18 protein-coding genes are annotated in these 15627 nt (G+C 53.9%); 15 read left to right on the top strand and 3 right to left on the bottom strand.

Annotation, left to right across the window (positions count from 1 at the left end; translation table 11 throughout):
• Nucleotides 1-2 precede the first annotated feature (2 nt).
• Nucleotides 3-347 (top strand): gamma-glutamylcyclotransferase family protein, encoded by a 345-nt coding sequence (locus tag SK34_RS20565; protein WP_003025723.1) that lies wholly within the window; start codon nucleotides 3-5, stop codon nucleotides 345-347.
• Between the two features lie 104 nt (nucleotides 348-451).
• On the opposite strand, the gene ppa is transcribed toward SK34_RS20565, so the two are convergent.
• Entirely contained in the window at nucleotides 452-979 is a 528-nt protein-coding gene (ppa, locus tag SK34_RS20560) for an inorganic diphosphatase (RefSeq protein ID WP_003025726.1), read from the bottom strand.
• Nucleotides 980-1288: 309 nt separating this feature from the next.
• On the opposite strand from ppa, the gene ytfQ reads away from it, so the two are divergent.
• The 5 genes from ytfQ to SK34_RS20535 all read left to right on the top strand — a co-directional run bounded on the left by ytfQ (nucleotide 1289) and on the right by SK34_RS20535 (nucleotide 7090).
• Nucleotides 1289-2245, top strand: coding sequence for a galactofuranose ABC transporter substrate-binding protein YtfQ (gene ytfQ / locus SK34_RS20555; protein ID WP_003025728.1), 957 nt, complete (start codon nucleotides 1289-1291; stop codon nucleotides 2243-2245).
• Nucleotides 2246-2347: 102 nt separating this feature from the next.
• Nucleotides 2348-3850: a galactofuranose ABC transporter, ATP-binding protein YtfR gene (gene ytfR / locus SK34_RS20550; RefSeq protein WP_016149467.1), complete on the top strand. Its 1503-nt coding sequence runs from the start codon at nucleotides 2348-2350 to the stop codon at nucleotides 3848-3850.
• 13 nt (nucleotides 3851-3863) lie between these two features.
• Entirely contained in the window at nucleotides 3864-4886 is a 1023-nt protein-coding gene (gene ytfT, locus SK34_RS20545; RefSeq protein WP_008323019.1) for a galactofuranose ABC transporter, ATP-binding protein YtfT, read from the top strand.
• Nucleotides 4873-5874, top strand: a complete 1002-nt coding sequence (gene yjfF / locus SK34_RS20540; RefSeq protein WP_003025736.1) for a galactofuranose ABC transporter, permease protein YjfF — start codon at nucleotides 4873-4875, stop codon at nucleotides 5872-5874. The genes ytfT and yjfF overlap by 14 nt, the downstream gene beginning before the upstream one ends.
• Nucleotides 5875-5977: 103 nt before the next feature.
• Complete coding sequence (locus SK34_RS20535) at nucleotides 5978-7090, top strand: methyl-accepting chemotaxis protein (RefSeq protein ID WP_075262652.1); 1113 nt, start codon at nucleotides 5978-5980, stop codon at nucleotides 7088-7090.
• A 114-nt stretch (nucleotides 7091-7204) separates the two neighbouring features.
• Here SK34_RS20535 and fbp read toward each other — a convergent pair whose 3' ends face one another.
• Entirely contained in the window at nucleotides 7205-8203 is a 999-nt protein-coding gene (gene fbp, locus SK34_RS20530; protein ID WP_003025742.1) for a class 1 fructose-bisphosphatase, read from the bottom strand.
• 175 nt (nucleotides 8204-8378) lie between these two features.
• On the opposite strand from fbp, the gene mpl reads away from it, so the two are divergent.
• Both mpl and SK34_RS20520 read left to right on the top strand, forming a co-directional pair.
• The gene (gene mpl / locus SK34_RS20525; RefSeq protein ID WP_003844936.1) at nucleotides 8379-9758 is read left to right on the top strand and encodes a UDP-N-acetylmuramate:L-alanyl-gamma-D-glutamyl-meso-diaminopimelate ligase; all 1380 of its coding nucleotides are present in this window, start codon (nucleotides 8379-8381) and stop codon (nucleotides 9756-9758) included.
• A 69-nt stretch (nucleotides 9759-9827) separates the two neighbouring features.
• Nucleotides 9828-10352 carry a GNAT family N-acetyltransferase gene (locus SK34_RS20520; RefSeq protein ID WP_048234087.1) on the top strand — a complete coding sequence of 175 codons (525 nt, stop codon included), beginning with the start codon at nucleotides 9828-9830 and terminating at the stop codon, nucleotides 10350-10352.
• Between the two features lie 37 nt (nucleotides 10353-10389).
• On the opposite strand, the gene yjgA is transcribed toward SK34_RS20520, so the two are convergent.
• Nucleotides 10390-10941 (bottom strand): ribosome biogenesis factor YjgA, encoded by a 552-nt coding sequence (gene yjgA, locus SK34_RS20515; protein ID WP_003025750.1) that lies wholly within the window; start codon nucleotides 10939-10941, stop codon nucleotides 10390-10392.
• A gap of 95 nt (nucleotides 10942-11036) precedes the next feature.
• On the opposite strand from yjgA, the gene pmbA reads away from it, so the two are divergent.
• The 7 genes from pmbA (at nucleotide 11037) to SK34_RS20480 (ending at nucleotide 15592) form a co-directional block, all read left to right on the top strand.
• On the top strand, nucleotides 11037-12389 hold the full coding sequence (pmbA, locus tag SK34_RS20510; protein ID WP_003830385.1) for a metalloprotease PmbA: 1353 nt from the start codon (nucleotides 11037-11039) through the stop codon (nucleotides 12387-12389).
• A 46-nt stretch (nucleotides 12390-12435) separates the two neighbouring features.
• Complete coding sequence (cybC, locus tag SK34_RS20505) at nucleotides 12436-12822, top strand: cytochrome b562 (protein WP_003025756.1); 387 nt, start codon at nucleotides 12436-12438, stop codon at nucleotides 12820-12822.
• 331 nt (nucleotides 12823-13153) lie between these two features.
• Entirely contained in the window at nucleotides 13154-13462 is a 309-nt protein-coding gene (locus tag SK34_RS20500) for a glycine dehydrogenase (RefSeq protein ID WP_003025758.1), read from the top strand.
• A 10-nt stretch (nucleotides 13463-13472) separates the two neighbouring features.
• Nucleotides 13473-13835 (top strand): SFCGS family glycine-rich protein, encoded by a 363-nt coding sequence (locus tag SK34_RS20495; RefSeq protein WP_003830384.1) that lies wholly within the window; start codon nucleotides 13473-13475, stop codon nucleotides 13833-13835.
• Nucleotides 13836-13837: 2 nt separating this feature from the next.
• Complete coding sequence (locus SK34_RS20490) at nucleotides 13838-14137, top strand: DUF4312 family protein (protein WP_003025762.1); 300 nt, start codon at nucleotides 13838-13840, stop codon at nucleotides 14135-14137.
• A 22-nt stretch (nucleotides 14138-14159) separates the two neighbouring features.
• Nucleotides 14160-14936, top strand: coding sequence for a DUF4311 domain-containing protein (locus SK34_RS20485; RefSeq protein WP_003025764.1), 777 nt, complete (start codon nucleotides 14160-14162; stop codon nucleotides 14934-14936).
• An 11-nt stretch (nucleotides 14937-14947) separates the two neighbouring features.
• Entirely contained in the window at nucleotides 14948-15592 is a 645-nt protein-coding gene (locus SK34_RS20480) for a DUF4310 family protein (protein WP_003830379.1), read from the top strand.
• Nucleotides 15593-15627 lie beyond the last annotated feature (35 nt).

The raw sequence follows: 15627 nt of genomic DNA, 5'->3' as shown, positions 1-15627 counted from the left end.
CAATGCGAATATTTGTCTACGGCAGTTTACGAACCAAACAAGGCAACAGCCACTGGATGACCAATGCCCTGTTGCTGGGAAATTTCAGTATCGATAACTACCAGTTGTACAGCCTGGGCCACTATCCAGGCGCGGTTCCGGGAAATGGAACAGTACACGGGGAAGTTTATCGTATTGATAACGCCACGCTGGCAGAGCTTGACGCTCTGCGTACCCGTGGCGGTGAATACGCACGCCAGTTAATTCAAACGCCGTACGGAAGTGCATGGATGTACGTGTACCAACGTCCGGTTGATGGCTTAACGCTGATTGAAAGCGGTAACTGGTTAGACAGAGACCAGTACTGATGTGAACACGCCACCTTCGGGTGGCGTTGTTTTATGTGCCTGTTGCACTTGTATCAGGGCACAAAAAAGCCCCGACATGCGGGGCTAAGCATCAAAAGTAAAACTTACTTCTTCGCGCGCTCGAAGGAAGCAACGATTTCAGCTTTAGCAGCTTCAGCGTTGTCCCAACCGTCAACTTTTACCCATTTGCCAGCTTCGAGGTCTTTGTAGTGCTCGAAGAAGTGGGTGATCTGCGCTTTCAGCAGTTCCGGCAGGTCGGTCACATCTTTGATGTGATCGTATTCTTTGCTCAGCTTGGTGTGCGGTACCGCAACCAGTTTCGCATCTTCACCGGATTCGTCGGTCATTTTCAGTACGCCAACCGGACGGCAACGAATCACTGAACCTGGCTCCAGCGGGTACGGAGTCGGGACCAGAACGTCTACCGGGTCACCGTCCAGAGACAGGGTGTGGTTGATGTAACCGTAGTTGCACGGATAGAACATCGCGGTGGACATGAAGCGGTCAACGAACAGGGCGCCGCTCTCTTTGTCAACTTCGTATTTGATCGGATCTGCGTTAGCAGGGATCTCGATAACAACGTAGATATCTTCCGGCAGGTCTTTACCGGCAGGGACGTTGAGTAAGCTCATGTCTGTTTCCTTTAAATAAGCTATGGCAAACAAGTGGCGGGTATTATAGCCAACTCGCGCGGAATGTCTCCGCTTGTTTTCGCTTTCTCTGCGTGCATTTTCTTCTTTTCGTCTCTCTCTCGTGACAGAAAAATCCATATCTTCAGCCGCATTTTTCATAGCGAGATGAAAGCGATTACAAAGTTGTGATTAACGTTTTATTTACTTTTTTGAAGTGTGATGTAACGCAATCCGTTACATGCTCAATTGTCTATAGTTTTTTCGCAACGGTTAATTAACCAACAATAATCACCCTACGAGGACGCACTTATGTGGAAGCGCTTACTTTTAGTCACAGCAGTTTCGGCAGCCATGTCGTCTATGGCAATGGCAGCCCCTTTAACCGTAGGATTTTCGCAGGTTGGCTCTGAATCCGGCTGGCGCGCAGCAGAAACCAACGTCGCGAAAAGCGAGGCCGAAAAGCGGGGAATTACGCTGAAAATCGCTGATGGCCAACAAAAGCAGGAAAACCAGATTAAAGCAGTTCGCTCATTTGTTGCCCAGGGCGTCGACGCCATCTTTATTGCGCCGGTCGTGGCAACAGGTTGGGAGCCGGTTTTAAAAGAAGCGAAAGATGCCGACATTCCGGTCTTTTTGCTTGATCGTTCCATCGATGTAAAAGACAAATCTCTCTATATGACCACCGTCACCGCCGACAACGTGCTGGAAGGCAAATTGATTGGCGACTGGCTGATTAAACAAGTGGACGGCAAGCCGTGTAACGTCGTTGAGCTGCAAGGGACCGTCGGGGCCAGCGTGGCGATCGATCGTAAAAAAGGCTTTGCTGAAGCCATCGCCAGTGCGCCAAACATCAAAATTATCCGTTCTCAGTCTGGTGACTTCACCCGCAGTAAAGGGAAAGAAGTGATGGAGAGCTTTATCAAAGCAGAAAACAACGGCAAGAACATCTGCATGGTTTACGCCCACAACGATGACATGGTGATCGGTGCTATCCAGGCGATCAAAGAAGCGGGTCTGAAACCCGGCAAAGATATTCTCACCGGTTCTATCGACGGCGTACCGGATATCTACAAAGCGATGATTGACGGTGAAGCCAACGCCAGCGTTGAACTGACGCCGAATATGGCGGGTCCGGCATTCGACGCGCTGGAGAAATTCAAAAAAGACGGCACGATGCCTGAGAAGCTGACCATTACCAAGTCGATCCTTTATCTGCCGGATACGGCGAAAGAAGAGTTAGAGAAGAAGAAAAACATGGGCTACTAAGCCTTCATGAAAATGCCGGGGGGCTGCGCTTGCCCGGCCTACATTACGCTCTTTTGTAGGCCGGATAAGCGTAGCGCCATCCGGCGTGATGCAGGGGGAATCATGACCACCGACCAACATCAGGAAATCCTCCGCACCGAAGGATTAAGCAAATTCTTTCCCGGCGTCAAAGCGTTGGATAACGTGGATTTCAGCTTGCGTCGCGGTGAAATTATGGCGCTGCTGGGGGAAAACGGAGCCGGCAAATCGACGCTCATCAAAGCGCTGACCGGCGTTTACCATGCAGATCGCGGCACTATCTGGCTCGAAGGCCAACCGATCTCCCCCAAAAACACCGCCCATGCCCAGCAACTGGGGATTGGCACCGTGTACCAGGAAGTGAACCTGCTGCCCAATATGTCGGTTGCCGATAACTTATTTATTGGTCGTGAGCCGCGGCGTTTTGGCCTGCTTCAGCGCAAGCAGATGGAAAAACGCGCGACGGAGCTGATGGCGTCATACGGTTTTTCCCTTGACGTGCGTGAGCCGCTGAACCGCTTTTCCGTGGCGATGCAACAAATCGTCGCCATCTGTCGGGCGATCGATCTCTCCGCGAAAGTGCTGATCCTCGATGAGCCGACCGCCAGCCTCGATACCCAGGAAGTTGAAATGCTGTTCGGCCTGATGCGTCATCTGCGCGATCGGGGCGTCAGCCTGATCTTCGTCACTCATTTCCTCGATCAGGTTTATCAGGTCAGCGATCGCATCACCGTTCTGCGTAACGGCGGCTTCGTTGGCTGCCGTGAAACCCGGGAATTACCGCAAATTGAACTGGTCAAAATGATGCTGGGTCGCGAACTGGATACCCATGCGCTACAGCGTGCGGGCCGCACATTGCTTAGCGATAAGCCGGTGGCGGCCTTTAGCGACTTTGGCAAAAAAGGCACCATCGCGCCGTTTGATCTACAGGTGCGTCCCGGTGAGATCGTCGGTCTCGCAGGACTGCTGGGATCCGGGCGAACGGAAACGGCAGAGGTGATCTTCGGTATTAAACCCGCCGACAGCGGAAGTGCGCTGATCAAAGGCAAACCGCAGACCTTGCGATCGCCGCATCAGGCTTCGTGTCTGGGGATCGGTTTCTGTCCGGAGGATCGCAAAACGGATGGCATTATTGCCGCCGCTTCGGTGCGGGAAAACATCATTCTGGCATTGCAGGCGCAGCGCGGCTGGCTGCGGCCTATCCCACGGAAAGAACAAAACGAGATTGCCGAGCGTTTTATCCGCCAGCTCGGAATTCGCACCCCCAACGCTGAACAGCCGATCGAGTTTCTCTCCGGCGGCAATCAGCAAAAAGTATTGCTTTCGCGCTGGTTACTGACCAAACCGCAGTTCCTGATCCTCGATGAACCCACGCGTGGGATCGACGTCGGCGCACATGCCGAGATCATCCGCCTGATCGAAACGCTGTGCGCGGATGGTCTGGCGCTGCTGGTCATTTCATCCGAACTTGAAGAGTTAGTGGGCTATGCAGATCGGGTCATTATTATGCGCGATCGCAAACAAGTGGCCGAGATCCCACTGGCTGAACTGTCCGTACCGGCGATCATGAACGCCATTGCGGCCTAAGGAGACTATGGTGATGCCTCAATCTCTCCCTCAATCCAATCCGCCTAAACGGCGGTTCCGTTGGCCAAAGGGGATGCCACAACTGGTGGCGCTACTGCTGGTGCTGCTGGTGGATAGCCTGGTCGCCCCGCACTTCTACCAGGTGATTTTGCAGGATGGTCGGCTGTTTGGTAGCCCGATTGATATTCTCAACCGCGCCGCTCCCGTGGCGCTGTTGGCGATTGGTATGACGCTGGTGATTGCCACCGGCGGCATCGACCTTTCCGTGGGGGCCGTCATGGCTATTGCTGGCGCCACTACTGCGGCGATGACGGTGGCCGGGCACAGTCTACCGGTGGTGCTGCTTGCCGCCTTAGGCTCCGGCATTCTGGCTGGGCTGTGGAATGGGATTCTGGTGGCCATACTCAAGATCCAACCGTTTGTCGCCACGCTAATCCTGATGGTGGCCGGGCGTGGAGTGGCGCAGCTTATCACTTCCGGGCAAATCGTCACTTTCAACTCGCCCGAGCTGTCGTGGTTTGGTAGCGGCTCGCTCTTACTGTTCCCTACGCCGGTAATTATTGCACTGCTCACGCTGGTGGTGTTCTGGCTGCTGACGCGGAAAACGGCGCTGGGTATGTTTATCGAAGCGGTGGGTATCAACATTCGTGCGGCAAAAAACGCTGGGGTGAACACCCGCATTATCGTGATGCTCACCTATGTGCTGAGCGGCCTGTGCGCGGCTATCGCTGGCATTATCGTCACGGCGGATATTCGTGGGGCAGATGCCAATAACGCCGGATTATGGCTGGAACTGGATGCCATCCTGGCGGTAGTCATCGGTGGTGGCTCGCTAATGGGCGGGCGCTTTAACCTGCTGCTGTCGGTGGTAGGCGCGTTGATTATTCAGGGCATGAACACCGGGATTTTGCTGTCGGGCTTCCAGCCGGAACTGAATCAGGTGGTCAAAGCCGTGGTGGTGTTGTGTGTGCTGGTCGTGCAATCACAACGCTTTATCAGCCTGATAAAAGGAGTGCGTGGTCATGATAAAACGTAATTTACCGCTGATGATCACCCTCGGCGTGTTTGTGCTGGGCTACCTTTACTGCCTGACGCAGTTTCCAGCTTTTGCTTCCACCCGGGTGATTTGCAATATCCTGACCGATAACGCTTTTTTAGGGATTATTGCCGTGGGCATGACCTTCGTGATCCTCTCTGGCGGGATCGACCTTTCCGTTGGCTCGGTGATCGCGTTTACCGGTGTATTTTTGGCGAAGGCCATTGGCTATTGGGGTATTTCCCCGCTGCTGGCGTTCCCCCTGATTTTGCTGATGGGCTGTGCGTTTGGCGCGTTTATGGGGTTACTGATTGATGCGCTGAAGATCCCAGCATTCATTATTACGCTGGCGGGAATGTTTTTCCTGCGCGGCGTCAGCTATCTGGTCTCTGAAGAGTCGATCCCAATTAACCATCCGATTTATGACACGCTCTCAAGTCTGGCATGGAAAATTCCTGGCGGCGGTCGCCTGAGCGCGATGGGGTTGTTAATGCTGGGCGTGGTGGTGATTGGCATCTTCCTTGCGCACCGTACGCGCTTTGGTAATCAGGTTTACGCCATTGGCGGCAACGCCACCTCTGCTAACCTGATGGGCATTTCTACTCGCAGCACAACGATCCGCATTTATATGCTGTCTACCGGGCTGGCGACGCTTGCCGGCATTGTGTTTTCCATTTACACCCAGGCGGGTTATGCGCTGGCGGGCGTTGGCGTTGAGCTGGATGCGATTGCCTCAGTGGTGATTGGCGGAACGCTGCTAAGCGGCGGCGTGGGAACGGTGTTGGGTACGTTGTTTGGCGTCGCCATTCAGGGATTAATCCAGACCTACATTAATTTTGATGGCACATTAAGTTCCTGGTGGACGAAGATCGCGATTGGCATTTTATTGTTTATTTTTATAGCGTTACAACGCGGTCTGACGGTGCTTTGGGAAAATCGTCAAAGCTCGCCGGTTACCCGAGTGGGTACGGCGGCAACACCAAAGTAACATCCTGATTTTGCACAAAACATTTAAATACCTAAACTTTTTCCGGTTGTAGTCGATAGGTTCTGTACAGGTCTGTTTTAACCCTACAACCGGAAATATAACGATGCCAAAATCCCTTTCAATTCGATCAAGTTTGTTGGTGTTATTGTCTTTGCTGACTTTCCTTCTGTTACTGACCGGTGGTATGGGGCTATATGCCTCGACGCGTGTCATTACATCATTGATTTATCACGGTATTATGAGCGCTGCGATGTTGGCTGCTATCGCATTGCTGGCGGTTATTTGGTTTATGCTGCGAAATAAGTTTCTCAAACCGCTGGATAATATGGTTGAGCAACTGGAACGTCTGGCGACGGGGGATTTATCACCGGTTACCACGCTGTCGGCCAGCGCTGAATTCAACCGACTGAACGCGGCAATGGATGACATGCGCCATGCGCTGGGCGACTCGGTACAACGCGTACGCGATGCCAGTTCGCAAATTGATATTGGCAGTCGTGAACTGACGGCCGGGAACCAGCATCTGGCGCAACGCACTGAATCGACAGCCACTTCACTGGAGCAGACCGCCGCCAGCATGGAAGAACTCACGGCGACGGTGAAACAGAATGCGCAGAACGCGGAACAGGCTCACCAACTGGCAAAATCGGTGTCGGATACCGCCGATCGCGGTAGCGAAATGGTGTGCTATGTGATCGAGAAAATGCGCGATATTTCCGGCAGCTCCAGCCGAATCGCCGACATCCTCAGCGTAATCGACGGTATTGCTTTCCAGACCAATATCCTGGCGCTCAACGCTTCCGTTGAAGCGGCGCGCGCCGGTGAGCAGGGGCGGGGCTTTGCGGTTGTTGCAGGTGAAGTACGTAATCTGGCCAGCCGCAGCGCCGAGGCGGCCAAAGAGATCCGCACGTTAATCAGTGATTCACACACCCACGTAGGGGAAGGTAGTGAGCTGGCGCAGCAGGCGGGCGAAACCATGGATGAGATTGCCAATGAAGTCATGCGCATGACCAAACTAATGCGTGACATTGCCAGTGCGTCCCAGGAACAGAGTCGCGGCATAGAGCAGGTGAATATTGCGGTGATTCAGATGGATGAAACGGCGCAGCAAAATGCGGCGCTGGTACAGCAGTCGTCAGCGGCTACCCGCTCGCTGGAAGAACAGTCTTCAGCGCTAATCGAAGCAATGGCCGTATTTAAGCTACAGACAGCGTAACTGTGCGTAGGCCGGATAAAGGCGTTTACGCCGCCATCCGGCAATATCACCGTATTGTGCCGGATGGCACTTCGCTTATCCGGCCTGCAACGTGCTGTAGGCCGGATGTTGCGCTTACGCGTCCGGGAACTCGCGGATAAAGCGTTCTACATCTTCAACCATATGGTCGTTACCCACGAAGAAGGAGCGGCGCTGGTGCAGGCTTTCCGGGATGATATCCAGAATACGATTTTTACCGTCGCTCGCCTTGCCGCCCGCTTGCTCGGCCAGCAGGGCCATTGGGTTGCATTCATACAGCAGACGCAGTTTCCCTTCCGGGTGGCTGGCGGTGCTTGGGTACAGGTAGATCCCGCCTTTCAGCAGATTGCGATGGAAGTCAGCAACCAGAGAGCCAATGTAGCGCGAGGTGTACGGGCGCTGGGTTGACTTATCTTCTTCCTGGCAGAATTTAATGTACTTCTTCACGCCGTTCGGGAATTTGATGTAGTTACCTTCGTTAATGGAGTACGTGCTGCCTTTCGCCGGGAAGCGCATACGTTCCTGGCTGAGGCAGAATACGCCCAGAGAAGGATCGTAGGTGAAGGCGTGCACGCCACAGCCGGTGGTGTACACCAGCATGGTGGAAGAACCATAAACCACGTAACCTGCAGCAACCTGCTTGTTGCCCGGTTGCAGGAAATCCTCTTCCGTGACCGGAGTACCGACTGGGGTTACGCGGCGGTAAATAGAGAAAATCGTACCGACAGAGACGTTAACATCGATGTTGGATGAGCCATCCAGCGGATCCATTAGCACAACGTATTTAGCGTGTTCACAGCCTTCAAAGACGACGATTTCATCTTCTTCTTCCGAGGCAATGCCCGCCACAATGTCGCGCGCCTTCAGTGCAGCTTTCAGTTTTTCGTTCGCGAACAGATCGAGTTTTTGCTGAACCTCTCCCTGCACGTTCTCAGCACCGCTGGCACCCAGGATATCGACCAGACCGGCCTTGTTGATATCGCGGTGGATGATCTTGGCGCCCAGCTTTATTGCCGACAACAAAGCAGTGAGTTCACCGGTAGCATGAGAAAACTCGTGCTGCTTTTCGACAATAAATTCACCTAACGTTTTCATAACACTTTCCCTGCAATTTATGTGGAGTAAAGCGACCGCAACAATATTAACAAATATTTCCATTGTTGCGCTTAGGTGAATCGCGCCAGCAAACTGCGGAATATCCTGAAATGCGTTTCTCACTTGCCGGACATGTGCGTAAAATGGCCCCCAGATTAAAAAAGGATAGTGACGTATGCGCATTCATATTTTGGGAATTTGTGGCACTTTCATGGGCGGTCTGGCGATGCTGGCGCGCTCGCTCGGTCATGAAGTAACCGGTTCGGACGCCAATGTGTATCCGCCGATGAGTACCTTACTTGAGAAGCAAGGCATTGATCTGATTCAGGGTTACGATGCCAGCCAGCTCGACCCGCAGCCGGACTTAGTGATCATCGGCAATGCCATGACCCGTGGTAATCCGTGCGTGGAAGCGGTTCTCGAGAAGAACATTCCGTTCATGTCTGGCCCGCAGTGGCTGCATGACTTTGTATTGCGCGACCGCTGGGTACTGGCGGTTGCGGGTACGCACGGCAAAACCACCACCGCCGGAATGGCGACCTGGATCCTCGAAGCCTGCGGCTATAAGCCTGGCTTTGTGATCGGCGGCGTACCGGGTAACTTCGAGGTTTCTGCGCGTCTGGGCGAAAGCGACTTCTTCGTGATTGAAGCAGATGAGTACGACTGCGCGTTCTTCGACAAGCGTTCTAAATTCGTGCATTACTGCCCGCGTACGCTGATCCTCAACAACCTTGAGTTCGATCACGCGGACATCTTTGACGATTTGAAAGCGATCCAGAAACAGTTCCATCACCTGGTACGTATCGTGCCGGGCCAGGGACGCATCATCTACCCGGAAAACGACATCAATCTGAAACAGACGATGGCGATGGGCTGCTGGAGCGAACAAGAGCTGGTGGGCGAACAAGGTCACTGGCAGGCGAAAAAACTGACCACCGATGCTTCTGAGTGGGAAGTGTGGCTGGACGGTGAAAAAGTCGGCGAAGTGAAGTGGGGCCTGGTGGGCGAGCACAATATGCATAACGGTCTGATGGCGATTGCGGCCGCGCGCCATGTGGGCGTCGTGCCTGCAGATGCAGCTAATGCGCTCGGTTCATTCATTAACGCCCGTCGTCGTCTTGAGCTGCGCGGTGAAGCCAATGGCGTGACGGTGTATGACGATTTTGCCCATCACCCGACGGCCATTCTGGCAACGCTTGCGGCGTTGCGCGGTAAAGTGGGCGGTACGGCGCGCATCATCGCAGTGCTGGAGCCTCGCTCGAACACCATGAAAATGGGCCTGTGCAAAGACGATCTGGCGCCGTCGTTAGGCCGTGCGGACGAAGTGTTCCTGCTGCAACCTCCGCATATTCCGTGGCAGGTAGCCGAAGTCGCTGAAGCCTGCGTTCAGCCGGCACACTGGAGTGGCGATGTGGATGCCCTGGCAGATATGGTGGTGAAAACCGCGCAGCCAGGCGATCACATTCTGGTGATGAGCAACGGCGGATTTGGTGGTATTCATCAAAAACTGCTGGATGGCCTGGCGAAGAAAGCTCAGGCAGAAGCGGAAGAGTAAAATAACGCCAGGCGGTACAGGCATAACGTTTTTCTGGCAGGGTCGTGATTGTCTACAACGGTATTAACTATGCTCACTCGCGAAAAAATAGCGTCTACCACCTCGGCACTTTTTCTCCCGTTGGATGCGCTTTACGCTCAGTCGTTTCCCTGGCATGAGCAGCGGGAAATGCCAGCGAAACAGTTGGCGTTAAGTAACCCGCACTATGCGCTGGAAGCGTGGTTTGACGGTACGACATTTGTGGGGCTCAGCGGTTGCTGGGATTTCGGCGAATATATGTATATCGAGCATCTGGCGATTGATGGCGCGCTACGTTCGCAAGGCTATGGAAAAAAGGTGTTACACACTATTCTCACCCGTTCTCCGATGACGATTCTGGAGATTGATCCGTTAATAACGGATATCGCTAATAAACGTTTACGCTTTTATGAGTCGATGGGGTTTTGTGCGAATGAATGGCCGCATACGCATCCGGCGTATCATCAGGGGATTGCTGACCATGAACTGATTGTGCTGAGCTATCCGCACGCAATAGATGCAGAATGCTACCAGCGCTTTAATGAGGATTTGTGCCATCATGTGATGGCGTTGTAAAGGTGGTGCCCCAAGGGATGGGGCATCCTTTGCGGAATTACGCCTCGTTTTCCGCCAGTTCACGCAGATACTGGAAGATCTGGCGGGAAGATTTTGGCGGCTTGTTGCCCGCTTTTTCTTTCCTGGCGTTACGCACCAGCGAACGCAGTTGCTGGCGGTCGGCGTCAGGCCACAGATTCATCACTTCTTCGATGGCTTCATCGCTACCGTCAACCATACGGTCACGCAGTTGCTCCAGCTTATGGAAGACAACGACCTGCTGGTTGTGACGATTTTTCAGCTTGTCCAGCGCCTGACGGATAGGATCAACATCGCGCTGGCGCAACATTTTGCCAATCAACTGCAGCTGGCGGCGGCGTCCTTCCATCTTAATACGCTGGGCCAGCTCAATGGCGGCACGTAAATCCGCATCAAGCGGGATCTTATCCAGCGCGTTTTTCCCCAGATCAACCAGTTCCGCACCCAGGCGTTTTAACTCCTCGGCATCGCGTTTAATTTCACTTTTACTGACCCAGATAATTTCATCGTCTTCGTCTTCGATGTCATCACCGGGAACGTCGTCGAGCCAGTCTTCGGGCTGCTTTGTCATTTCAGGCTCCTTAAAAAAAGAGGCTAATGTTACCAGTTAAGATGCGCACTGAAAAACGGTTCTCTGTTAGACTTCAGAGAAACTCTCTCTACATTATGGCATTTGCGATGAAAGTAATCTCACAAGTTGAAGCGCAGCGTAAGATTCTGGAAGAAGCAGTCTCGACGGCACTGGAATTAGCGTCAGGTAAGTCGGATGGCGCGGAAGTCGCTGTGAGCAAGACCACGGGTATTAGCGTCAGCACCCGTTATGGTGAAGTGGAGAACGTCGAATTCAATAGCGATGGTGCACTGGGGATTACGGTTTATCACCAGAACCGTAAGGGCAGCGCATCGTCCACCGATTTAAGCCCGCAGGCGATTGCACGCACCGTGCAGGCTGCGCTGGACATTGCACGTTACACTTCGCCGGATCCGTGCGCAGGCGTGGCAGATAAAGAACTGCTGGCCTTTGATGCGCCCGATCTGGACCTGTTCCACCCGGCGGAAGTTTCCCCTGATGAAGCCATCGAACTGGCTGCTCGTGCTGAACAGGCGGCGCTGCAGGCTGATAAGCGTATCACCAATACCGAAGGCGGCAGCTTTAACAGCCACTATGGCATCAAAGTGTTTGGTAACAGCCACGGCATGCTGCAGGGCTACTGCTCCACGCGTCATTCCCTTTCCAGCTGTGTAATCGCGGAAGAAAATGGCGATATGGAACGCGATTACGCCTACACCATTGGCCGGGCGATGGGCGATCTGCAAACGCCGGAGTGGGTAGGGGCTGACTGTGCTCGCCGCACCTTATCTCGTTTGTCGCCGCGTAAGCTGTCCACCATGAAAGCGCCGGTGATTTTCGCCAACGAAGTGGCGACCGGACTGTTCGGACACCTGGTCGGCGCGATCGCCGGCGGTTCGGTGTACCGCAAATCCACCTTCCTGCTGGATTCGCTGGGCAAACAAATTCTGCCGGAATGGCTGACTATTGAAGAACATCCGCACCTGCTGAAAGGGCTGGCGTCTTCACCGTTCGACAGCGAAGGGGTACGGACCGAACGCCGCGACATTATTAAAGACGGCGTGCTGACTCAATGGCTGTTGACTAACTATTCCGCACGTAAGCTGGGCCTGAAGAGCACTGGGCATGCGGGCGGGATCCACAACTGGCGAATTCCGGGACAAGGTCTAAGCTTCGAGCAGTTGCTCAAAGAGATGGGCACAGGCCTTGTGGTTACCGAGCTGATGGGCCAGGGCGTAAGCGGCATTACCGGCGATTACTCGCGCGGTGCGGCGGGCTTCTGGGTCGAAAACGGCGAAATTCAGTATCCGGTGAGTGAAATTACCATCGCCGGTAACTTAAAAGAGATGTGGCGCAATATTGTGACCGTGGGGAACGATATTGAAACGCGCAGTAATATCCAATGTGGTTCGGTATTGTTACCGGAGATGAAAATCGCCGGGCAGTAATACTCGTTAAGGCGTTAATTTTTAATAATAAAAAAGGAAGTGAGCAATGCGTAAACACCTGTTAGCGATCGTCGCGGCTTCAACGCTGGTTCTTGGTTCTTCTGCGTTTGCAGCCGATCTCGAAGATGACATGGGGATCCTCAACGACAACCTGAAAATTGTCGAAAAAACGGATAATGCGACTGAACTGAAAGACGCGTTAACCAAAATGCGTGCAGCCGCGCTGGACGCGCAAAAAGGTACGCCGCCGAAGCTGGAAAACAAATCCCCGGACAGCCCGGAGATGAAGGATTTCCGCCACGGCTTTGACACGCTGATCGGCCAGATTGACGGCGCGCTGAAGCTGGCGAACGAAGGTAAAGTTAAAGAGGCGAAAGCCGTTGCGGAAGAGCTGAAAACCACGCGCAACGAAAACCACAAGAAGTTCCGCTAATCTGCGCTATCCGGCCTACATACCTGTAGGCCGGATAAAATCCTCCGCTACTGCACGCCCATAAGTAAACGCTATCCCCATCACATTTTTTCATTTTTATCGTCCATTCATTGTTCGCACTTCCTTCCATTTTGCTGCCCACTCTTGCGATATCAATCACATTCTTCCGGTGATAAATCGTGGTTCCAGCCCTTTTTGCGGCACAGATCACTATCGCTGCACACCTTTCCACTTCGAAGTGGAAAACAACTCGCTACAAACTTATAACCTCCGTCGCTAATTTACCCTCAGAGACATTAACGGGGTAAGACGAGTGAATAACGGAGCTGTAATGAATGACATGGGGGAATCGGTGGAACTGGCCGACCGCATGCTGGCGCAGGTGTATGCCTTGCTGCGTGAACGCAACATTATTCCCAACGCCGTACAGGAACAGATGCTGACGTCGCATGTTCGCGCCATGGCGCACCGCTCGGTAACGGGTGAACCCTTACCAGAAGTCGATGCCAGCTTGTTTGATGAAATATCTGCCGAGTCAATGGCGCTTGCCCGCGACGTGGTCGCCGAGTTTGGCAATCTTCCTGAGGAAGAGGCCTGGCTGCTGTCGGTGCACTTTGAAGTCGCGAAAGACAACCTTTAAGGAGAAAAAGATGGAACAGATTACCGTAGTGATTGGCGATCGTCTGGGTAAAGGCCAGAAAGTGGCGGCAGGCGTAGAGAAAGCGGGTGGCCGTGCCGTTGTGGTGCCGGGCGTTGCAGCAGATATGAAGCTGGGTGACGTGATGAAGGCGGAAAACGCCACCTTTGGTATCTCGTTTTGCGGCAGCGGTGGTGCGGGTGCGATTACTGCGCAGACCAAATACGGCTACAAGGCGAAATACGGCATGCGTTCGGTCGATGAAGGGGTAACCGCCATCAACGAAGGGTGCAACGTACTGGGATTCGGATTTATGGACAAAGAAGAGCTCGGCGAGCGCCTGGTGCAGGCCTGGCAAAAGAAACACGGCGCTTAAGCATGAAAGAGCAATTCACCACCACGGTGAGAGTCACGGGTAAGGGCGAGACCAAAGCTCGCGCCTTTGCCGATGCCCTGAACCACGTTCAGGCTGCGGTGATGAAAGCGTCGCCGCATATCTTACTGCGTATTGAGCCACAGGATGTGCAGGTTGTTCAAGCGCGTGAATCGGTGCGTAAAGAGGCATTTTTATTCCTCTTTTTGCGCCGGGAAAGACGCACTTTCAGCGTGGAGCTGGACGTGACCGTCAACGTGACTGCCATCAATCTCGACAAGGTGGATTTCGTTACGCAACGCTGATTTTCTATTAAAAGGCATAATTATGTTCCTGATAATATTAATAAAATCGCTCATCATCGGCGCTTTGGTTGGCGTTGGTGTCGGCGCTGGGGCTGCACGCATGTTTCATGCGCCTACCACTCAAGGGATGGGCGCGTTTCGTACTCTTGGAGAACTGAATTCCTGCGAAGGGGATCCGGCTTCTCACTTCTCGTTCGGCCTGGGCTTCTTCTTTAACGCCTGGGCTTCCTCCGTTGCGGCGGGGGCGTTCACTCAGGACGTCGACCATCGCATCATCCCCAACTGGGGCGCCGCCGCGCTGATGATTAAAAATCGCAACGTCGGTGAAACGCTGCACGATCCTAAGCGCATGGCAATTGCCTGCGGCGTTATCGGGATGATCGTGGTGACCTTCCTGAACCTCACTGCGTCATCCGTACCGGAAGCGCTGCAGGTTACCGCCGTCAAGGTGCTGGTGCCCGCGGCTAACCTGCTGGTTAACACCGTGATGCCGGTGATCTTCTGGCTGGCGGCGATCGACGCCGGTAAGAAATCCGGCTTCTGGGCCACCGTTTTTGGCGGCGCGGCGCAGCTGATCATGGGCAACGCCGTTCCGGGGCTGGTGCTCGGCATTCTGATCGGCAAAGGCGTCGAAGAGAGCGGCTGGAACCACGTCACCAAAGTGATGATGGTGGCTATCGTCGCGCTGTTTGTTCTGAGCGGCTTCTTCCGCGGTTTCGATATGAAGATGATCGAATCCTTCCATCTGACCGTGCCTAACTGGCTCGAACTTATCCACAACTCGCTCAGCGGCAAATAACGGAGGTCATCATGGAACAGAATAAAGGTTTTTGGTTCGCTGACTGGTCGTTCCCGATCTTCGTGGGCCTGCTCTCATCCGGCGTATTTGCCGGAACGCACATGTACTACCTGTACGGTATTGGCGCATTTAACGAAGTGGCTTTTGTGGCGATGCTGAAAGCTGGAATGGATACCGGCTCCTATGGGGCGGTGGCGGCATTTGGCGCAAGTTTCCTGTTTGCCCGCATCATTGAAGGTTCGCTGGTGGGGATTCTGGATATCGGCGGGGCGATTCAGACCGGGGTTGGGTTAGGCGTTCCGGCGCTGCTACTGGGCGCGGGCATTATCTTCCCGGTCGCCAACTTTGCCGCCTCGCTGGTCACCGGTCTGGTGATTGGTCTGGCGATTGGCTACATCATCATTCTGGCGCGTAAGTTCACCATCAACCAGAGCGACTCAACCTACGGTGCGGACGTCATGATGGGGGCCGGTAACGCCTCCGGCCGCTTCCTCGGACCGTTGATTATCCTCAGCGCGATGACGGCTTCTATTCCTATCGGAATCGGTTCTCTGGCGGGTGCGCTGCTGTTTTATCTGTGGCAAAAACCGATTACCGGCGGGGCGATCCTTGGGGCAATGATCCTCGGGTCCATCTTCCCGATTGCCATTAGCTAACTGTTGATTTGCAGGCCGGATAAGGCGGTTACGCT

Origin of the sequence: Citrobacter sp. MGH104 (genome assembly GCF_001034485.1) — a bacterium.
GTDB classification, from domain to species: Bacteria; Pseudomonadota; Gammaproteobacteria; order Enterobacterales; family Enterobacteriaceae; genus Citrobacter; species Citrobacter freundii.
Note: the sequence above shows the minus strand (reverse complement) of the source record. Positions and strands in the feature narration are given on the sequence as shown.